General features: G+C 42.4%; 19 protein-coding genes and 2 riboswitches. Of the genes, 12 read left to right on the forward strand and 7 right to left on the reverse strand.

Translation table 11 applies throughout. From position 1 onward, the window contains the following. Positions 1-104: 104 nt before the first annotated feature. Positions 105-914: a UTP--glucose-1-phosphate uridylyltransferase gene (locus tag ACJROX_RS09220; protein WP_408010458.1), complete on the reverse strand. Its 810-nt coding sequence runs from the start codon at positions 912-914 to the stop codon at positions 105-107. A gap of 275 nt (positions 915-1189) precedes the next feature. Between ACJROX_RS09220 and ACJROX_RS09225 the strand changes: the two genes are divergently transcribed. Beyond that, positions 1190-2140, forward strand: coding sequence for an NAD-dependent epimerase/dehydratase family protein (locus tag ACJROX_RS09225; protein WP_408010459.1), 951 nt, complete (start codon positions 1190-1192; stop codon positions 2138-2140). 76 nt (positions 2141-2216) lie between these two features. On the opposite strand, the gene ACJROX_RS09230 is transcribed toward ACJROX_RS09225, so the two are convergent. From ACJROX_RS09230 to ACJROX_RS09250, 5 genes are all read right to left on the reverse strand, one after another. Then, positions 2217-2435, reverse strand: a complete 219-nt coding sequence (locus tag ACJROX_RS09230) for a hypothetical protein (protein ID WP_408010460.1) — start codon at positions 2433-2435, stop codon at positions 2217-2219. Between the two features lie 37 nt (positions 2436-2472). Next, positions 2473-2709 (reverse strand): hypothetical protein, encoded by a 237-nt coding sequence (locus ACJROX_RS09235; protein ID WP_408010461.1) that lies wholly within the window; start codon positions 2707-2709, stop codon positions 2473-2475. A 79-nt stretch (positions 2710-2788) separates the two neighbouring features. Further along, positions 2789-3322: a hypothetical protein gene (locus ACJROX_RS09240; RefSeq protein ID WP_408010462.1), complete on the reverse strand. Its 534-nt coding sequence runs from the start codon at positions 3320-3322 to the stop codon at positions 2789-2791. Beyond that, entirely contained in the window at positions 3315-4478 is a 1164-nt protein-coding gene (locus tag ACJROX_RS09245; protein WP_408010463.1) for a CotS family spore coat protein, read from the reverse strand. The genes ACJROX_RS09240 and ACJROX_RS09245 overlap by 8 nt, the downstream gene beginning before the upstream one ends. A gap of 52 nt (positions 4479-4530) precedes the next feature. Further along, positions 4531-5661, reverse strand: a complete 1131-nt coding sequence (locus tag ACJROX_RS09250) for a glycosyltransferase family 4 protein (protein WP_408010464.1) — start codon at positions 5659-5661, stop codon at positions 4531-4533. A gap of 212 nt (positions 5662-5873) precedes the next feature. On the opposite strand from ACJROX_RS09250, the gene ACJROX_RS09255 reads away from it, so the two are divergent. Further along, complete coding sequence (locus ACJROX_RS09255; protein ID WP_408010465.1) at positions 5874-6965, forward strand: CotS family spore coat protein; 1092 nt, start codon at positions 5874-5876, stop codon at positions 6963-6965. Positions 6966-7166: 201 nt separating this feature from the next. Further along, entirely contained in the window at positions 7167-7637 is a 471-nt protein-coding gene (locus ACJROX_RS09260; RefSeq protein ID WP_408010466.1) for a hypothetical protein, read from the forward strand. Positions 7638-7951: 314 nt separating this feature from the next. Here the strand turns inward: ACJROX_RS09260 and ACJROX_RS09265 are convergent, their stop codons facing one another. Beyond that, the gene (locus tag ACJROX_RS09265; RefSeq protein WP_408010467.1) at positions 7952-9037 is read right to left on the reverse strand and encodes a CotH kinase family protein; all 1086 of its coding nucleotides are present in this window, start codon (positions 9035-9037) and stop codon (positions 7952-7954) included. 308 nt (positions 9038-9345) lie between these two features. Here ACJROX_RS09265 and ACJROX_RS09270 point away from each other — a divergent pair, with 308 nt between their 5' ends. From ACJROX_RS09270 to ACJROX_RS09310, 9 genes are all read left to right on the forward strand, one after another. Continuing rightward, complete coding sequence (locus ACJROX_RS09270) at positions 9346-10083, forward strand: polysaccharide deacetylase family protein (protein ID WP_408010468.1); 738 nt, start codon at positions 9346-9348, stop codon at positions 10081-10083. Next, positions 10080-10670, forward strand: coding sequence for a DedA family protein (locus ACJROX_RS09275; RefSeq protein ID WP_408010469.1), 591 nt, complete (start codon positions 10080-10082; stop codon positions 10668-10670). Before ACJROX_RS09270 ends, ACJROX_RS09275 begins: the two co-directional genes overlap by 4 nt. Further along, on the forward strand, positions 10667-11797 hold the full coding sequence (locus tag ACJROX_RS09280; protein WP_408010470.1) for an MGDG synthase family glycosyltransferase: 1131 nt from the start codon (positions 10667-10669) through the stop codon (positions 11795-11797). Before ACJROX_RS09275 ends, ACJROX_RS09280 begins: the two co-directional genes overlap by 4 nt. 132 nt (positions 11798-11929) lie before the next feature. Then, complete coding sequence (locus ACJROX_RS09285; protein ID WP_408010471.1) at positions 11930-12769, forward strand: TIM barrel protein; 840 nt, start codon at positions 11930-11932, stop codon at positions 12767-12769. A 413-nt stretch (positions 12770-13182) separates the two neighbouring features. Continuing rightward, a riboswitch (SAM riboswitch) is annotated at positions 13183-13294 on the forward strand. Positions 13295-13396: 102 nt separating this feature from the next. Beyond that, complete coding sequence (locus tag ACJROX_RS09290) at positions 13397-14479, forward strand: homoserine O-acetyltransferase (RefSeq protein WP_408010472.1); 1083 nt, start codon at positions 13397-13399, stop codon at positions 14477-14479. Between the two features lie 54 nt (positions 14480-14533). After that, complete coding sequence (locus tag ACJROX_RS09295) at positions 14534-15850, forward strand: O-acetylhomoserine aminocarboxypropyltransferase/cysteine synthase family protein (RefSeq protein ID WP_408010473.1); 1317 nt, start codon at positions 14534-14536, stop codon at positions 15848-15850. Between the two features lie 26 nt (positions 15851-15876). Continuing rightward, positions 15877-15989, forward strand: a riboswitch (SAM riboswitch). 78 nt (positions 15990-16067) lie between these two features. Further along, positions 16068-17861: a PLP-dependent aspartate aminotransferase family protein gene (locus ACJROX_RS09300; protein WP_408010474.1), complete on the forward strand. Its 1794-nt coding sequence runs from the start codon at positions 16068-16070 to the stop codon at positions 17859-17861. A gap of 217 nt (positions 17862-18078) precedes the next feature. Next, positions 18079-19749: an acetate--CoA ligase gene (gene acsA, locus ACJROX_RS09305; protein WP_408010475.1), complete on the forward strand. Its 1671-nt coding sequence runs from the start codon at positions 18079-18081 to the stop codon at positions 19747-19749. A 15-nt stretch (positions 19750-19764) separates the two neighbouring features. Further along, positions 19765-21000, forward strand: coding sequence for a homoserine dehydrogenase (locus ACJROX_RS09310; RefSeq protein ID WP_408010476.1), 1236 nt, complete (start codon positions 19765-19767; stop codon positions 20998-21000). The last annotated feature ends 216 nt before the right edge of the window (positions 21001-21216 follow it).

Genomic DNA, 21216 nt, shown 5'->3' on the forward strand with positions numbered 1-21216 from the left:
CTGAAATTCTTAAGGAAGACACCTGGGTGATTCAGACACTTTTGCAGGTCGTATAAAGAAAGTGCCACTGAATAGGCAATGGCATGATTTGTATTTAGATTCAATTACTCCTTATCCTTCCACATCGCATTGATTAGATTGATATAATCGTCGTCGGTACCGATGTCGAAGCGATCACCATCGATTATTTTCCCATAACAAACCTGATTACTGAGCAACATGCCTATAGCATCAGTCAATTCAACCTCGTTAGATGCCCCCGGTGTCAAGCTTTCTATATGATTGAATATTTCTGGATCGAAAACATATCGACCAATTACAACTAAATTAGACGGTGCATTGGATTTAGGCTTTTCTACAATATGGTTGATTTTATAAAGGTCAGTTCTTTCTTCATCTCCATCAATGACCCCATAACGGGAAACCAGATCCGGATGAACTTTATTCAGTCCGATGACATTTGCGTTGAACTGATCATGTATACGGATAAGTTGGGACAATGCTGGGGTAGGGGCATTATAAATGATATCATCTGGGAGGAGTACTGCAAAAGGCTCGTTACCAACAAATCGCTTCCCTTGCAATATCGCATCACCTAAACCTTTGGAATAGGGCTGCCGTGTGTATTGGATATGGACTTTCGGCATTGTTGTATTTTTCAACAAGTGAAGTTTATTATTTTTTTCTAAAAAGGCTTCCAATTCTAATGACGCATCAAAATAATCGACTATTATACTTTTCGATTTAGAAACAACAATCAATATTTCCTCAATTCCAGAAAGTACCGCTTCCTCTACGATATAGTGGATTGCAGGCTTACCTCCGATCGGAAACATCTCTTTTGGTACTACTTTTGTGACTGGCAGGCTTCTTGTTCCGTAACCAGCCGCTGGAATTATCGCTTTTTTTACCAATTCCTCTCCCCCTAAATAACATTCTTCTATTATTTATTCCTGCTTAAATAAGTACGTGAGTAGGTTTGCCTATGTAAATATAAATTGTCCTTTCGCCTATTTTTCAATTTTCTTTGTTTGTCAGTATGCACGTGCATATTGGAGGTGTAATACGATATAAAAGCTGTTAACAAACAAAGGATGATATGAATGATGATATGCATAATTGGTGGGGGATACGTTGGTTCGAGATGTAAAGATGTGTTTCCGGCATTAGATGTAGGGGTGGGGAGGCTTTGAATATCCTCATTACTGGCGTTGCTGGTTTCATTGGTTCTCATTTATGTGAACACTTTTTACAAAAAGAGGGGATTACTGTCACCGGTATTGATAAAATGACTGGTAATTATCAAAAAGAGTTCAAGGAACGGAACATCCAGTCGTTTCTCCATCATCCACGCTTCCGATATGTAAATATCGATCTTGGTGCGAATGATCTGAAACAGATTCTCCATAAAGTGGATGTCGTCTACCATTTAGCAGGGGTACCTGGTGTACGTACCAGCTGGGGGAGCGGCTTCAATCAATACGTTCAAAACAATATACTTGCAACACAACGTTTACTGGAAGCATGTAAAGGCTTACCGATTAAAAAATTCATTTATGCTTCCACTTCCTCCATTTATGGTGAACAAAAAGGGAAGGTGTCAGAAGACTATAAACCAGAGCCTCTCTCCCCATACGGCATTTCAAAGCTTACAGGCGAGTATCTTTGCAAGACTTATCACCAGTTCTGGGGGATTCCGACAATCATCTTAAGATATTTTACGGTCTATGGGCCAAGACAAAGACCAGACATGGCCTTCCATATTTTCATTAAACAGATCATGCAGGATAAACCTATCACAATCATCGGAGACGGAAAGCAAAGCAGGGATTTCACATATGTGACAGATTGCGTGGAAGGGACAGCTTCTGTCATTAACTGTGAAAATTGCGTTGGAACTACGATCAATATAGGTGGGAAAGAGAACGCTACGATTTTAGAAGTCATCGATTATCTTGAAGAGTTGATAGGTAAGAAAGCGGTGGTCACCTTTCAACCTGCGGCAAAAGGGGAACCGAAGCATACCTGGGCAGATATCTCTAAAGCCAGAAGACTACTAAATTATCAACCGGATTTTAGCTTGAAAGAAGGACTGGAAAAAGAGATTGAGGATTTAACGGAATTGTATAAGATCCAATGAATCAATATAGGGGCTGACTTTTTCCTTTGTAGTCAGCCCCTTACGTCATTTATTTTTATTTTTGTTTCCCTTGGAATTACTCGTCATCGCTACCTTCTTCGTCTTCAAAATCATCATCTAGATATTCATCTTCTTCTTCATCATCGAATTCGTGTAAGGTTATATCTTGATCTTTGTCAAACAACACATCGATTTTAGTACCGTCCTTACAATGAAATGTTATATCAATATCCGATGGGGGGTCCGATAAGCAATCCGATAGATTTTTCAGAAAGGTTATTTTTTGCCGTGACATCATTGGTCCTCCTTTAACTTTTTCTTCGAACATGTTCTTATGAACGTAGTGAAGGTGCTTGGTTCAACCTTTTTACGGGTATTTGATTTGTCAACCAAAGGTTAGAAGGTTTGCTATTGGCTTTTCCAGTGAATTGTTTCTGAGTATCACCTTTCATGTTAATTTGGACCACATCTCCATCTGGTAACTTTACTTTGACTTCTATTGAGGAGAACGATCGATTATTCAGATGGTTGGAAATATGCTTTAATATTTCTTCGTTATTTCGAAACAAGACTAATCCTCCCTTATAAGATACGTATCATTACTAAGATATGGGTAACAGGGTAATGTGTTTGGGCATCTACGTATTTTTAGAGGGTATTACTTTTTGTTCCCAAAGCTGGGGTCGGTTTAAGTCTTTTTGTCGGCATTCTATAAGGTTTTGGTTTAAGTCTTCTTGTCGGCATTCTATAAGCCACCATGATTTCCCGGCGCGGTTCATAAAGGTGATCAATTTCCTCTTCCTTATCATGGTATTCTTCCATTTCGTCTTCGAAATCATTGTATTCTTCTGTTTCTTCTTCTGTATCATGGGAATCTTCTACAAGCTCTAGATGAGGGGCTTCAGCCATTTCTTCTTGAGCAACCTGGGTGAGTTTTTCTTCTTCATTTTGATCCAAGATCGGTTCATGGATTTCAAAATCCTCTATGTTTGGCAATATGGTCAATTTCTTAGCATTTTTTCTGATATTATAAAGGTTTGAAAAGTTTGTCATTGATGCATCAGGCTCTTGTTCCAGCACTTTTTGATATTCAGACTCGCTCCACCCCATAGCTCCAGGTGGAGAAAAGATGAATTCTTCTAAATCCACTAACGGAATTTCTATATTTGCTCGATTACTCATTGTCGCTCTCTCCTCCCTGTTTTATTCGTTCAACCATTTCATCAAAATTATTGATGAAATCCATTTTAGTCGTTTCGATACTGACTGTATTTTTCAAGGCTGCCAGATATTTTTCATCTGACCAAGCCTTTTTCTGGCTTAGATAATATTTGTGGATGATGGAGCTGAAGAGGTAAGGAAATTTTAAATCAGTCCATAATACCTTATAATTTTCCTTAGTCAATGGATGTTTCCGATCATATGCTCTCAGCATTTCACAGCATAAGTTGCTGTCCCAAACATGTTGTTTCTTCATTACCTTCGTAAGGAAAATCCTGAGGTCTCTCGAAGGAAGATCATGATTGACGGAATGAAGTTCACTCATGAATACTTCATCATTTTTCAGTATCATCCGGGCTAGGGTGAAATCTTGCTGGCAAAATGTTTTTGATTCAATGACTTGCCTTGTCCAATCTTCAAATTCCGGATGTTTTATTTCTTTCAGGCATTGACTCCCTAATTCAAGCATTTGATCGACATGTTGGAGGAACAATATCGAAAACGGATCTGTTTGGTGATTCAGCGCTAATTTCTTGAAGCCTTCAAGCTCTTGAAGCTTCCATCGGTATAGCTTTTCCCATTTCCCGACTCTTCTCCGTTTTTTGCTGCCTTCAAAAGGTTCAAATCCAGCAGATTTCATATGAAAATCCGCCATGAATTCCATCGTTTTAGTTAAATGATCCTGATCATAATATAGGGCTTCTTTTCCTTCATGATGTTCATAAAGGATGAAAGCATGATCATCAGCTCCTATACATAAACCTCCACCCTTTGTTCTTATGATTTTAGCGATCGGCAAGCCATTATCTTGTAAATGGAGGTGGGCATTACTTATAAAGAGCATTCTTCCTGGTGGCATTATTGCTTGTTTTAAAACCATTTTTCCCTGTTCAGTATCAACCAACCATTTGGTACGACCGCTTTTGCTGGATTTCAATTTGATTCCCTTTACTTCAATCGGATAATACGCCAATACTCGTCGGACATATTGATTTACATCTTCCAATTCTCCGGATAATTCCAATTTTTCTATTGAATCATCAGATTCCGTTGATTCATCTTGTCCAATTTCATTACTTTCATCATGAAAGTTTCGTTCGAGTTGCTCGCTTTCCATTAAATTACCATCCTCTCAATTTATAACTATGAAGTATCATTTTGTCCTTGATTTACGCATTTTCATAGACTTTTTGTAATTGATAAGCTACACGTTCAAAACCAAAGGAATCTTCTGCAATCGATCTTCCATTTTCACCGATCCGGTTTCGTAACGATGAATCATCCAGTAGTTTGTTGATATGATTCGCATACTCTGATGGGTCATCAAAATTATCAATGATGTATCCATTTCTGTCATGCTTAATGACTTCTTTATTCCCACCCCTGTTGGTTGTGATCAGAGGGAGGCCGGCTGCCATTGCTTCATAATGGACCCTTGCCAGAGGTTCTTGCCATTGTGAACAGCACACGAAGATATCAGCCATTGAATAATAATTAGGGATATCTGCGGGTTCGACGAATTTAACGAATTTCACATTTTCCATATAAAGAGTTCCGAGACGATACAAGTACTTCACATAATTGTTTACAAAATCATCTCCAAACCATTTGGAACCTACGAAAACCAGGTATGTGTCAGGATGTCGTTTAATGATTTCAGGCAACGCCTGGATCAAGATATGTGGACCCTTCACCTTACTTAATCGCCCTACAAACAAGATAACGTTCTTGTCTTCTAGATCCATTTTCCTTCTCATCATTTTCCTGATTTCTCTTCCATCACTTGTCCATTTTGGATGGTAACTATCAAGGTCTACACCACTGTAAACCGTCTGAACTTTATCTTTTGCATGAGGAAATCGATCGGTAATCGTGGTCCCTATGAAATCACTTACAGTAACGATATTCGAAACGAGGGAAATGCAACGTTCTCCAGTTTCTTGAGCTAATTTCCCTTCCGCGAACATTTCGTTATGGACACTTAAAATATACTTAGGACCTGGTACTCTTGCCTGTAGTTGATTGACCCAGATCGGACGGTTACAGACATGGACTACGTCATAATCATCTGTTTCCAGATGCGATATGATTCCATCCAGATAGTTTTCATTTTCGAACCGTATATACTTGACACCTTTTTTTCGCTCTTCATTCGGTAACTTCGAATCGACGATCGAAAATACGGTTACATCATGTTTTCTTGCAATTAATGGAGCGACGGACTCCAGGTAAATTTGTATCGCCCCACCTCTAATTGCCGGAACAGGTAATTTTTCTGTTGCAATTAAAGCAATCTTCATTCTCTTTCCTCCAAAGCTTTTCCAATTTTTAGTCTCTATCATGTTACGAGGGTAGACGAGTCTTTGTGCAACATACAGAATTCTTTGATTAAAAAAAGGCTATTCGCCTGATGAATAAGCCCTATTTAATTTGTATGGACGAGTAACTAGGACATATCTCTAAAAACCTCCATACAAATAATAGAGAAAGTAATGTCTAGGAAGGTGAAATGATGTCAAATCAACATGATGAACTTGATCAGAATGAAGACTTGGAAAATGACATAGACGGTGAAGAACAACCGGAACTTACACCGGAAATGTTGGAAAGTCTACAGTTACTTGCAGAAAAACTGATTGTGAACTGGGACTTTGAAGTTCAGAGCATTGAATTGATCCAAGGTGGGCAAATGGCTTTAGTCTGGAAAATCATGACTGAGAATGGCCCGAGATGTTTGAAAAGGATGAATCGTCCAGAAAAGAAGTCGTTGTTTTCAATTCATGCGCAAGACTATTTAGCGAAAAAAGGAGCGAAGGTTCCAGGGATCATTCCTACCAAACAAGGAAGTCTTTATGCTAAACAAGGTCCATTTTTGTTTGTTCTGTATGACTGGATCGAAGGTCGACAATTCGATATCACGGTTCCTGAAGATATGGAGTGGATCATGAAAGGATTGGCCCATTATCATTTGGATTCAGTCGGATACAAGCCTTTAAGCGGCATTCCGATTTTTACGAAGCTTGGAAGATGGCCCAACCATTATGTGAAAAGGTGCCAGCAGATGCAATCATGGAAGTTGCTTGCAGAGAAAACGCCTGAGGATCCGTTCTCCGTGGAGTATTTAAAAGAAATCGATTATTTTATCGAGTTTGGCAAGGAAGTCTTAGGTAAATTACAAGAATCACATTATCCGGAATGGGTCGCCCAATGCAAAGAATCTCCTAACCTATGCCACCAGGATTACGGTACGGGGAACACGCTTTTGTCCAATGACGAAGTTTGGGTCATTGATTTGGATACGACTACGTTCGATCTCCCGATCAGGGATTTACGGAAGATGATCATTCCTACCATGGGTGATACGGGTGTTTGGAATGATGAGGTCATCAACCATATGTTGAAAGGTTATGAATCTGTGAACCCATTAACCCCTGAGCAAAAGAAAGTAATGATGATTGATATGCTCTTCCCGTATGAGCTGCATGAAGTCGTACGTGAAAAGTATGGAAAGAAAAATGATGTTCTTGCAGAAGAATTTACAGTCGCAGTCGAATTTGAACGTTCAAAAGTTAAAGAAATCAACCGTATTCTATCAGAACTATAACAATGAGGAACTTGGGACTTCATAGATTCTAATGAAGTCTTTTTTCTTTGACTCTGTAAGGTTATAGCTGAGAACAGAGGAATGCTCAAAATAAACAGACAACCATTTTATACAAATAAACGTATAACCATAACATTTCCAAGATAAGGACATATACTGCTAGTACAAGCGTGCTCAATAGATTAAGGAGGAGGTAAGTGTATGAAAAATAGTAGCGCATTGAATCATGAATCATCTGTCAAAGATGATCATAATGTGCTGGAATCAGAGGAAATTGTAGTTCTTCATAAATCTTCTGGTAAGAAGTCTTCATGTAAACACAGCTCAGGAAGATCCTCTGGCAAAAACTCTTCTGGTAAGAAGTCTTCTTGTAAACACAGTTCTGGCAAAAGTTCTTCTGGTAAACACAGTTCTGGTAAGAAGTCTTCTGGTAAAAAATCCTCTGGAAAGCATAGTTCCGGCAAATCATCTGGTAAAAGATCAGTTAACCATGCTTTAAAGAAAGCTAAAAAACATGGAAATGACAAATATATGTGGAATGACCCATACGGTTCTTCCGGTCGGTCATCTTCTTGTAGAAGTAAAAAATCCAGAGATCATAAACGAAAATGTCATTCAAAATATCGATTGCCGACAAAGAGAATTAAAAGAGCTCCAAAGGCATTAGCCTAATCAATTGGAAAAGTATGTCATTTTAGGGTTAACACCGAAAATACTTCCTGAAATCCGTTCTATAATCCAATGTAATCTTAAATCGAATGAATGAAGAATCGTGGGGCAGTCCCAAATAAAGTGTACAAACCTCTCCGCCACACTGACTAAAACAGAGTCAGGCACTATAACACAACTACTTATGAGAATGTTTGTTAATAGAGTGCCGAGCCCGATCTAGTCTTTAGTGAAGAACAGAGGGACTCAGACACTATTGGGACAGCCCTTTTCTATATTCTGGGCAATACATAAATCCGATGGTGATCTCAATGTTTTTAGAGGAGTTCTGAAAGGTGGGCACGGAGATATTTGTTACGGTTAGTGATGTACTTCAAAATGAACTCAGGTTCACTGTAAAATTGCTTAATGGTCCCCTTCAGATGGGGGTCCTTTTTTACATATGGCTCGATTTCGCGAAACATCAGCCCGATTTTCTTTCCGAGATATTCGGGTGTAAACTGATGTTCAAGTATCTTTTTCAGAGTGAGGTAGTATTGACTCCTGAATGAAGGGACATCGAGAACACGTGCTGTCAAGGTGTTATAGCCTTGTATCGGAATGTAGTCGTATTCCATTTCTTCACCATGGATATCCCGGCCAAACGTCGCATCATAGTCCCAAGGGAGAATCTCGAATAAACCTGTGTCACTTCTTCGGTACAACGCATAGTTGTGGATGAAGCCGTCAAAGTTCTGGGTGCAGACGACGCCTGCAAGCCATCTTAAATATTTATCCACATCCAAGTAGCGGTAGATTTCAGTTTCAAAATCTTTTTGAGAAATTGTATTAATCTGATAAACGAAATTACCTAGCTCAGCTGTGTCCACTTCATCCCCTTCTTTAAGGCTGTACCCTGATTCAAACCGTTGCTTGATCCCCTTTCGGATCGGGCTCATCAAAGAGAAGTTTGCATTGTCATTTTCCGCATAAAAAATAGGCCCTTTTGGAAGCTTCCTTCTCTTCAAAAAAAAGCGATCAACAGATTCAAGCTGAAGGTAGATCCCTTGGAATTCATCATTGATCGTTAAAAGAACATGATTAGACTTTGGGGAGAGGACACCAATCGACGAAAAGAAATCAAGAGAAAGCTTGTTCCGCATCAGTGATTTATCGATGTATTCTGCATTCAGGTGAAGTTCTTTCATTCCCGAAGTTACCTTTGGGAAAATGAATTGGTATGACTTCTTGGTCACTTTACGGATATGAGCTCCACGGTAAAGAAAGTCGATATCATAAACATTATCGCCGACCATCAATTCGGCATGTACCGGCTCCTCAGCCCATACGTCCTCTCTAAAGTATTTGTAATCATCATCATCTATGTGTACTTTGTAGCTTTGAATGTCATTGTAACTGTTCATCCAATCTTCCTTTACACTTTTCTACTCCTACCACTATATGAGAAAGGTTTGAATACGTACCTGGTTTGTAATAAGACGCCAGGGGGTATCCATAGTGACAGATAAAACAACCCAAGCCGCGTCTCAATACAATTAGGAGGAAATTGGAAGGGCGATATTTGACTTAAACACACAATACTTGACGAACACATATAAAAATCACCTTCCTGTAAACTCTAATATCTGGTAGAATAAGGAAGGTTGTGGTTGCAAAATGAAACAAGCAATCTTTTTGAACGTTTAATAATGAACACAAAGGTGAATGAAACATGCAAACGATCTTGTTAACCGTAGCAATAGGATTGCTCCTTTTTCTGCTGTATGGTATCCTACCGACAGTCTTGTTAAGAATGCTTACAATAGGTATGGTCAAAAAAGGGGAACAAAAGAAGATGCTGGCTTTGACTTTCGATGATGGTCCCCATCCGATCTATACACCTCAAGTATTGGATTTATTGAAAAAATATGATGTGAAAGCGACATTCTTTGTCGTTGCGGAAAAAGCAGTGAAGCATTCTGAGCTCATCAGACGGATGCATCAGGAAGGGCATACGATCGGTATCCATCACTATAGCCATACGAACAGCTGGTTTCTGACACCATTGGCTACAAAACATGAGATTCATGAAACTGCGAAAATCATCACGAATCTCATCGGGATAAAACCGTCCTTTTATCGGCCCCCTTATGGACGGTTCAATGTGTTTACGATGTGGTTTGCAAGAAAGTATTCGATCGTCCTTTGGTCCGCTATTTTTCAAGATTGGAAACAGGGGACGGATTCGAAAACCTTGCAAAAGGATTTAGTGGAACAGATTGCGGACGGTCAAATCTATCTTCTCCATGATGATGGGGAGAATAAAGGGGCGGATTCAGATGCCCCTGAACAGATGATCGAAGCCTTGAAAGGGTTCCTTCCGCATTTACGGCGTCGCGGGTTTCGGGGCGTTTCCTTAGAAGAACACTTGAATCTGAACACTACAGAAGAACAGAAGAGGTCCGTATGAATCTTGAGAACATCATGGCTGCTATCGAAAACTATGGTTATTGGATTATCTTATTAACATTATTTTGCGGTATTGTCGGCATTCCATCACCAGAAGAGACTTTTCTTGTATTGATTGGGATGCTTACTGCACAGGATCACTTGCAATTAGTATGGACGGTGATCAGCGCTTTTAGCGGAAGCCTGTCTGGAATGCTGATCGCCTATATTGCCGGTCGTTTTCTCGGCCTCCCTTTCCTCAATAAATACGGTCGTTTTTTAAAAATTACACCTGAGCTTTGGGAGAAGGCAAGTACCCAATTCCGGCGATATGGAACCTTGACCATTTTATTCGGCTTGTTCATTCCAGGTGTAAGACAGCTTGCTCCATATATTGCAGGTACAAGCCGTTACCCATTTACGGTTTATATCTTCTTTTCGATCATCGGCAGTGCGCTTTGGGCAATCAGTTATATTTTTGTCGGTTTCTTTATCGGGGACCAAATCCCTTTACATTATCTGCCGTGGATTGGTGTTGTAGCCCTGGTGGTCTTCATCGGAACGGTTTTCATCAAGAATAAGAGCTTGAAAGGAGGGAGCAGAGCATGAAGAAAATATTGTTTTTACCTTTATTTCAGATGCCGTCTGGACACCATCGGGCAGCAGATGCGCTCATTGATTCCATTCAAAGTTCAGATGAAACGATCACTTGTAGGAAGATTGATTTTCTCAGCTATTGGAATGAGCCTTTGGAAAAGACGATTGGGAACATGTATTTGAAATGGATCAGCTCGCTCCCGAAAACGTACCATTGGGTATACAGGCGTTTCATGTATGAACCGAAGAATCAACAGAATACCATGTTGATCGACTATGTGCAGATGCTTGGATTTGAAACGAAAATGCTTGAGTTGTTAAAGGAAGAGAAACCCGATCTAATCGTCTGTACACATTGTTTTCCATCCGCTATCGTAAGCCGTTTGAAACGGAAGCACCAACTCTCGATTCCCGTAGTGAATGTATATACGGATTTTTTCGTCAATGGCATTTGGGGAAAGGAGCACATTGATCTTCATCTCGTAAATGATGAAACGATGAAAAGAGTGCTGTTGGAGAAGCATAATGTAGCTGAAGAACAAATCTCGATCACTGGAATCCCGACAAGTGACGAAATGGTATCTTTAACAACCCGTTATCTGTCAGATAAAAAGCATATACTTGTAGCCGGAGGAAGCAGCGGAATCGGGAATATCCTTCCTTATTTGAGAAGTATCCGGGAAAATGCGCGATATCAATATACAGTTTTATGTGGAAAAAATGATAAGCTGTTCAAAGAATTGGAGTCTTGGAATCTAGCGCATATCAAGCCGAAAGGATATATAGAATGCAGGGAAGAGATGAACATGCTTTATGAACAGGCTGATGCAATCATTACAAAGCCAGGCGGTATCACGATCAGTGAAGCTTTGAAAAAGCGTTTGCTCATTTTTGTGCACACTGCTTTGCCAGGACAGGAGCAATACAACTTAAGAGGTTTGAAGGAGAAGGGGCTGATTATGGAGCTTGATGATCAGCCATCTGAAAACGAAATTGCACTTATTCTTGAAAATGAATGGCGAAGGAAGCAGATCTTCAGCAGAATGGATGACTATCTGATGTCAACAGAAAGCTCAGCTATGAAAGAAATCGTCAAGTTGATGGATTCTCCCGCCATGCTCAACATGCAACCGGGGTAAACGGAATAGCTTCAGCCTTTAATACGCGAATTGATCTATTTAAAAAGCCGACAGTTTTTTGTCGGCTTTTTGTGTTAGGATAATGGTAGAATATAGTAAAAAAGCGGTAAAAGTACGTAGGGGGAGAGATTGTTGAAAAATCGATTAAGTATATCCGGAAGTACGATCATGTCTGATCCTGATCAATTTGAAAAGTTGTTTTGGGAGGGGATCGAGGACGTTGAAATCGGTGAATTTGATAATCAACCATCGTTTGATCGATTTTTGAATTTGTGCAGAAAAAAGAATGCAGTTTTTGGTGTCCATTCTCCTCTTTTCAGGAACGGAAGCAAATACGATTTGATCGAAAAAGTTCAAGTGGAGCCGGAATATGCTTGGGCACAATTAGAAAAAGAAGCCGAAAAACTATCCAGGCTTGGAGTAGAATATATTCTTGTCCATTTTCCTTATTTTAAAAGCAAAAAGACTGAAAAAGATCCGAATATGCTGATTGAATATGGGTTGAAAAGGCTGAACGTAATCCAGGAAAAATACCAGATTTCTATCGTGTGTGAACCAAAGCTTGGTTTTCAGCGTTCTCCTGATGGCATCCGTTACCTGCATCAGTTTCCTGAAAACACGTGGAAGAAGTATGGTTTGAAACTTTGCATCGATATCGGGGATTACTTGATCGCAACCGGAAAACATGCAATGGATTACATTTCGAAATGGGAAAAACATATTCATGTCGCCCATATACATAACGTGGCGTTCATAGGTGATAAATATATTTGGACCCCCGTCCATCCTTCCTATGAGGGAAACCTTGAGCATTACGAGCTAGAACCGATTCTTCGTTATCTGGCGGGGATAGGAGGCATCAGATTCGTATTCGAGTATACTCCACATTTGACCCCAAGTGATGAGTTCGTTGCAGAAGGGTATGAGTGGGTGAAAAGCATAGTAAAAGATGAGACGTGCCGGGCGAGGTAGATCTTTGTTTTTGTTTGGCGTGATTAAGTGGGAAATCGGCGCGATTCTACCTGATATCCGCGTGATAATCTTGAAACCCGCGCGATTATCCGGAAATCTGCGTGAATCCATCCAGAACCCCCGTGATTTAAGACGGCGTGATTCCTTACCCCTGAACCTAACGGAGAAGGACGACGATTTGTCGTCCTTCTTTAGCGGTTATCTTTAAAAACTGGCTCTCTATCTTTAAAATATAAAATTATCTTTAAAAAACATAAATTATCTTTAATCCGACGAAAATATCTTGAAAACGGCGTAATGGCGGGTGTTCCAGGTTGGGAAAAGTCGATGGAAAAATTAAATTTCGCTGTTGACACGTTTTTTCCGTCATGCTAAGATTCAAATCAAATAATTTAAAAATTAAATGATTTCAACTCTTATCAAGAGAGGCTGAGGGACTGGCCCGATGAAGCCCGGCAACCATCAAACTTCGGTTTGAAAGGTGCTAATTCCTGCGGAACGCACTGGCGTTTCGGAAGATGAGAGAGACAAATGTATTGATAATTTGGCCTCTCTGTCTTTTACAGAGAGGCTTTTTGATTTTCATGAAAAACAAACGGCATTAAAAATAACAAAGGAGGCCTGACATTGAGGAAGCCCAATTTTTATAAAACAGGAACGGTGCAAATTCCGAACTTTATATTGGAATCCGGGGAAAAACTTGATGAAGTGGAACTCGCTTATGAAAGATGTGGCCCTCGGAATGCACCAGCCATTCTGGTTTGTCATGCGTTGACGGGGAACCAATATACAGTCGGCACCTCAGATGAACCTGGTTGGTGGCACGGATTGATCAAGGAAGGCGGCTACATCGATACGAGGCGCTATCAAGTCATCACTTTCAATGTACTCGGTGGCTGTAACGGTTCAACTGGTCCGGCATCAGTCAATCCGCAAAGGGGGGAGCCCTATCACAATAATTTCCCCAGCTTGACAGTCCGGGACCTGGTAGAAGCTCAGTTCGTAGCACTGAATATCCTCAATATCAATCATTTAAGGGCAGTTATTGGGGGATCGCTCGGCGGGATGCAGGTCCTCGAATGGGGAGTCATGTATCCTGAATTCATCGATAGTATTTTCCCGATTGCTGTCACGCCTCAGTTTAGTGATTACGCGATTGCATTCAACCATATTTCAAGTCTTGCGATCCAGCAAGATCCTGCCTGGAGCGAAGGAAAGCTTCCGAAACAGGGACTGAGCCTTGCACGGATGATCGGGATGATCACTTACCGCTCAGATGTCCTTTTTGAAGAACGCTTTGAGCGGAACCATATCATATCGGAAGGGCTCCCAACGTACGATATTGAATCATACTTATCCTATCAAGGCCAGAAGCTTACCGAGCGCTTTGACGCCAACAGTTATCTTCGTCTGCTCGAGGTGATGAACAGCCATGATCTGGGACGTGACCGAGGCGGCATAGACCATGCGATCCAGCAACTGCAAGTTCCTGTATTTGCGATCAGTTTTACAAGGGACCTGCTTTACCCGCCTGAAAAATTGCATGAATTCGTGAAAACCATCCAACAATTCGGTGGCACTGCAGAATTTTATGAAGTCGATTCGAAATTCGGTCACGATGGATTCTTGGTAGAGTTCGAAAAATGGGGGTACTTCGTCGAGGAGCAGTTGGCAGAACTGGATGTAGAAGATGCGAGATTAGAAGCTTGAAGGATTAATGATAAATCACAATATATAAAATATAAAAAATGAGGAGTGAATGACATGAGTGAAGAAAAAAAATATCGTTTTGAAACAGTAGGGGTACATGGAGGACTGCAACCTGATCCTGCTACAGGTGCACGAGCGTTGCCGATCTATCAATCAAATGCTTACAAGTTTGATAATACAGAACATGCTGCAGACCTTTTTGGACTTAAGGAAGAAGGGTACATCTATTCACGAATCGGTAATCCGACGGTCAATGTTGTCGAAGAACGGGTGACCGAGCTTGAAGGAGGGCTTGGTGGATTAGCGTTCGCAAGTGGAATGGCTGCTATCTCAGCAGCGATCTTCAACATTGCCGAGACAGGTGATGAAATCGTCTCAGCTTCGACTTTATACGGTGGGACGTATAACTTGTTCTCGACCACACTCCCTAAACATGGGATCACAACTCATTTTGTCGATCCGCAGGACGCAGAAAATTTCCGCCGTGCAATCACCCCGAAAACGAAAGCGATCTTTGCGGAAACGATTGGAAATCCTGGGCTGCATGTGCTTGATATTGAAGCAATCGCGAAAATCGCACATGAAGCCGGTATTCCACTCATCGTCGACAACACGCTTGCTACCCCTTATTTGTTAAGGCCGATCGAGCATGGTGCAGATATCGTCGTCCATTCAGCTACGAAATGGCTTGGTGGTAATGGAACGACCATGGGGGGGGTCATTGTCGATGCAGGGAAGTTCGATTGGAATTCGCCGAAATTCCCTGGATTCACAGAACCGGACCATAGCTACAACGGTATCGTATATGCGGAAGCGCTGCCTGAAGCTGCCTTCATTGTGAAAGCACGTGTCCAGCTTTTACGGGATACAGGAGCATCGTTAAGTCCATTCAATGCTTTTCAGCTTGCGTTAGGATTGGAGACATTGCATGTGCGGGTGAAAGAGCATGTAGCAAACGCTAGGAAGATTGTTGAATACCTCGAGGGACATCCAGGCGTGGATTGGGTGCTCTATCCTGAACAAGAGAGCCATCCATCGAAACAGCTTGCGAATAAATACTTGCCTCAAGGCGCTGGATCAGTCGTCGTTTTCGGAATCAAAGGCGGCCGGGATGCAGGCGCATCAGTGATCAACAATGTTGAATTATGGTCACACCTCGCCAATGTAGGGGACGCTAAGAGCCTGATCATCCACCCGGCAAGCACGACCCACCAGCAGTTGAGACCGGAGGAACTGCCATCTACAGGTGTAACGGAAGATCTTGTCAGATTGTCAGTGGGAATTGAAAATGTAGAGGATCTTATAGAAGATTTAGAGCAAGCGATAGAAGCGGCGACAGGATTGGCGTCCAAGGTTGAACAAGTGAATTGAGTTACATTTAAAAAAGAATAATTGACTTCTTATCCAGAGCGGTGGAGGGGCTGGCCCGATGAAACCCGGCAACCATCAAGTTTTTGATTGAACTTGAAAAGGTGCTAATTCCTGCAGGAGCAATCCTGATAGATAAGAAGAGTGGTCGAAGCCCTCTTCTTCTTATCGAAGAGGGCTTTTTTAAATAGAGAACACAACCAATCAGGGGGACTAACAAATGACAGATACATTCAACACTTACGATATTGAAACCTTATCACTGCACGGCGGGCAGGCGCCTGACCCGACAACCGGATCACGTGCCGTTCCGATCTACCAGACCAGTTCTTATGTATTCCATGACACCGAGCATGCAGAAAGGCTCTTTGCATTAGATGAGCCTGGAAACATCTACTCGAGAATCGGGAATCCGACGGTCGATGTATTCGAAAAGAGGCTCGCGCTCGTGGAAGACGGAGTAGCGGCAGTTGCAACTTCCTCAGGTCAGGCGGCGATCACTCTATCAATCTTGAACTTAGCGAGTGCCGGAGATGAAATCGTAGCTGCTACGAATCTATACGGCGGTACGTATAACTTGTTCTCGACGACATTGCCGAGATACGGAATTACAGTACGTTTCGTAGACCCATCCAACCCGGACAATTTTAAAGAAGCGATCAACGATAAAACCAAAGCTGTGTTTGCTGAAATTATCGGGAATCCGAGTTTGAACGTGCTGGATGTCGAAGCGGTTGCTTCGGTTGCACATGAGACAGGGGTTCCGCTCATCATTGATAACACGTTTGCAACACCGTATGTTTGTAAACCTATAACGCTCGGAGCGGATATCGTCGTCCACTCTGCAACAAAATGGATCGGTGGCCACGGAACATCCATCGGGGGAATCGTCGTAGATGGAGGACGTTTCAACTGGAATTCTCCTAAGTTTCCGGGATTCACTGAACCGGATCCAAGCTATAACGGACTTGTTTATGCCAATGATTTCGGAACACTTGCGTTCAGCACGAAGCTGCGGGTACAGCTCTTACGGGATTTCGGTGCATGCTTGAGTCCTTTCAACGCATTCCTGTTGCTGCAAGGTCTTGAAACGCTGCACCTCCGAGTTGAAAAACATAACCAGAATGCGCAAGAACTTGCAGAATTACTCGAAAAGCATCCTGCAGTGGAATGGGTCTCCTATCCTGGGTTGGAAAGCCATCCATCACATGAACTCGGTAAAAAAGTGTTGAAGAAAGGTTTCGGGGCAGTCGTCAATTTCGGAATCAAAGGCGGAAAAGAGGCTGGAAGCAAGCTGATAAACAATGTTGCATTGTGGTCTCACCTGGCCAACGTTGGAGATGCGAAATCCTTGATCATCCACCCGGCTTCGACCACACATCAACAACTGTCTCGTGAAGAGTTGGAGGCGACCGGGGTAAAAGAGGAACTAGTCCGTTTATCAGTAGGGGTCGAATCTGTCCGTGATCTCATCAATGATCTTGATCAGGCATTGTTCAAAGCGACAGGGCAATCAGCGAATGGTAAAACAGAAATCGTAATCAACGATGAGGGAGTGATTCGCTGGGCACTATCCTCTCCATATGTCCGTGAAGAAATCAACGGGAAAGAGGTCCAACGACAAAAGACACTCGCAATCGTAGGTTTGAGCGGGAAAGAAGCTCGACCAAGCCACCGTCTGGCTCGGAAGATGCAGCGTCTAGGTTATAAGATCATCCCGGTCAACCCACGTGAAAAAGAGATCCTTGGAGAACCATCATACCCAGATCTTAAGAGCATTCCAGGTCCTGTAGATGTCGTCCAGGTTTTCCGGAGCCCAGAAGCAGCGATTGAAATAGCAGCAGAAGCGGCGATCACACAACCGAGAGTTTTCTGGTTGCAAGAGGGGGTCGTTTCTGAAAAAGCTGCACAGATTGCGAAGGATGCAGGACTCCAGGTGGTCCATAATCGTTGCACGTATAAAGAAGCACAGCGGCTCCGTGGAACAATTTCCACATATGCCTGTGATATTTGAGGTTTGAGGCGAGTTACGGAAATCGCGAAACCATTGGGAAGTATCTCGACAAAAAATCACGACAAACATAAAAAAAGAGGTTAGGGGAGCGAGGAAGCAAGACCACGAAACCGCGGAAGCCAGAGTATGTCAAACTATAAAACAGAATTCTCAACCGCTTGGATCTGACAATGCCGAGGCGGTCCATTCATAAATCAAGAGGCTAGGAGAAGTGGATATGGGAAAAAGAGAAATCGATACATTACCACCGTTGAAGGGTGAGTACAATCTTAAAAGCTATGAGAAAGTGAAGGATTCTTTTTCATGGGAAAAAGTGATTGCAGGTTTGCCGTTCAGTACTGATGGGAAGCTTAACGCAGCCTATGAAGTCATCGATCGTCATGTGGAGGACGGATACGGGGAAAAGATGGCGTTACATTATGTAAATGGACCTGAAGAACGGACACTCACTTTCCGACAGGTGAAAAATAAAACCGATCAGTATGCTGCTGTTTTAAAAGAAAACGGTGTCCATAAGGGTGATAGGGTTTTCGTCTTCTTACCGAAAACGCCTGAGTGCTATATCTCAATCCTTTCGATTATCAAAGTGGGAGCGATTGCCGCACCGTTGTTCGAAGCGTTCATGGAGGATGCCGTAAAAGATCGGATCAATGATTGTGATGGATCTCTTTTGATTACGGATTCTGAGCTCGTGAAGCGAGTTCAGACAGAGGAAATCCCTTCCTTGAAAACAATCCTGCTGGCAGAGGAGATTGAAGCGGCTGACGTCTTGATCCCGGATGATCTGGTCGAATGGGTCGACCTGGAAGATGGCATGCTCATCCACTACACGAGCGGTTCCACCGGAAAACCCAAAGGCGTCCTGCATGCTCATCGTTCGATCGCCCATCATTACCAGACCGGGAAATGGGTGCTGGATATAAAAGATGAAGATGTGTACTGGTGCACATCACATCCTGGTTGGGTGACAGGCAGTGTGTATGGTGTGTTCGCACCATGGCTGAATCGGGCGACGATCGTCATTCATGGCGGCCGCTTCCAGGCGGAAGACTGGTATGAACTGATCGAATCGAAACGCGTGAGCATCTGGTACAGTGCACCGACAGCGTTCCGGTTTCTGATGGCTAAGGGGGACCTTTATAAAAAGTATGATCTATCCTCGATCCGCCACGTGTTGAGTGTCGGTGAACCGTTGAATCCTGAAGTGATCCACTGGGCATATGAAAACTGGGGTGTACGTGTAAATGATACATGGTGGATGACCGAAACAGGAGGCCATCTCATCGTCAATTTTCCGTCTGAAAATATCAAGCCGGGTTCGATGGGGCGGGCATTCCCAGGGATTGAAGTCGGTATCCTTGATGAAGAAGGCAACAAGCTTCCTACTGGCGAGACTGGACAGCTTGCTGTACGTGCTCCATGGCCCGGAATCATGAAAGAGATCTGGAAGAACGAGGAGAAATATCAATCTTATTTTAAATATCCAGGGTGGTACGTATCTGGTGACCTTGCAAAAAAAGATGAAGAGGGCTTTGTATTTTTCCAGGGCAGAAGTGATGACATGATCAACTCTGCTGGAGAACGGATCGGCCCATTCGAAGTGGAAAGCAAACTGATTGAGCATGATGCGGTATCTGAAGCAGGCGTGATCGGGAAACCGGACCAAGCACGCGGTGAAATCGTCAAAGCCTTCATCACTTTGAACGATGGATACACCGATTCACCGGATTTGCTGGAAGACATCCGTTTGTTCGTCCGAAAAGAGTTGTCCGCACACGCTGCTCCGAGAGAAATCAAAGTGGTCGAGGAGCTTCCGAAAACGAAAATCAGCGGTAAAATTTTACGACGTGAATTGAAGCAAAGGGAACAATTGAAACTAAGCGTATAAACAGGAGGGAAGAGCTTGGGAACAGTAAAAGTCGCAATACTCGGATTTGGAACGGTCGGCAGCGGTGTCTATGAAATCATCAAAAACTATCAAGACCGGTTAAAATTACTTCTCGGCAAAAATGTAGAAATTGCAGGGATTCTGGTCAATGACAGTACAAAGGAAAGAGGCATTGATCCGGGCATCCTTGTCACTCCAGATTTTAATGAAATCCTCGCAATACCGGATTTGGATGTCGTAATAGAGGCGATTGTCGGAATCGAGCCTGGTTACACATACTTATCAAAAGCCATCGATAAAGGCTGCCATATCATTACGGCAAATAAAGAACTGTTTGCCCACAAAGGAAGGGAATTGAAGCAGAAATCTCAAGAAAAGAATGTTGAAATTTCCTATGAAGCATCTGTCGCTGGCGGGGTTCCGGTGATTGGGACACTGCACCAATTGCTTCAGGTGAATTCCGTCGTGAAGATCGAAGCGATTTTGAACGGGACCTCCAATTACATTTTAAGTGAAATACGAAATAAGCGAACGGCGTTTTTAGAAGCGTTGCAATCCGCACAGGTTAAAGGATATGCTGAAGCAGATCCGTCCAATGATGTGGATGGTTATGATGCCTTTTATAAAATCGTCATCCTAACGGAGTTGTTGTTCGGACAGCGTCCAGAGTGGAAATGGATCGAGCGGAAAGGGATACGGGAAATCTCATTGAACCATATCCGGCTTGCTGAAACGTTTGGTTTCCGTTTGAAGCATGTTGCTTCACTTGTATATAAAGACGGAGCACTGAAAATCGATGTTGAACCGAAAGTAGTTTCTGAAGACCATCCATTGTATTCTGTAGAGGGCGTTGATAATGCAGTGGTCATTACGGGAGATCTTGTCGGTCAGTTGAAGCTACAGGGTCCTGGGGCAGGGAAGCTTCCAACTGCGAGCGCAATCATCGAGGATCTTGTGAATGTTTTCAACTCCGTCCACCATGCCCCAGTTATAAAAGATGTGAAGCTCCTGCATGATGTCGATGATCAAGAACAGACTTGGTTCGTGATTGGCAATTCCACTGATCAATTTGATGGAGTAGCCCTTTTCGAAGAATCGATTAAAGATCAAAACGAACTTATTACAGGAAGACTCGTCCAGGCGACTGGGCGTGAAATCAAAAAGCTGAAGGCGAAAGACAATGCCCTCACCGTATACCCATTCTCAGGTACACCTGCACAACAAGTCAAAAAAGCATTCGTATCAGCCTGATTGGATAAAGAAACAGCCTGCTTATGTAGGCTGTTTTCCTTTGAAGAGATTTGATCAAATTTTAGTTATGAGGACCTTACAGAGCGAAAAAAGGAAGTTGAGTTCCTCATGAAGGTGTCATATAAAAATCCTCTAGTAAAAAAAGTAGTTGGTCTAGGAGCTTTTTAACTTGAAATTGTCATGGAAATAGTGGAATATGGAAAAGTGTTAAATTTT

This window comes from Pseudalkalibacillus sp. A8 (assembly GCF_045920555.1).
Classification (GTDB): domain Bacteria; phylum Bacillota; class Bacilli; order Bacillales; family Fictibacillaceae; genus Pseudalkalibacillus.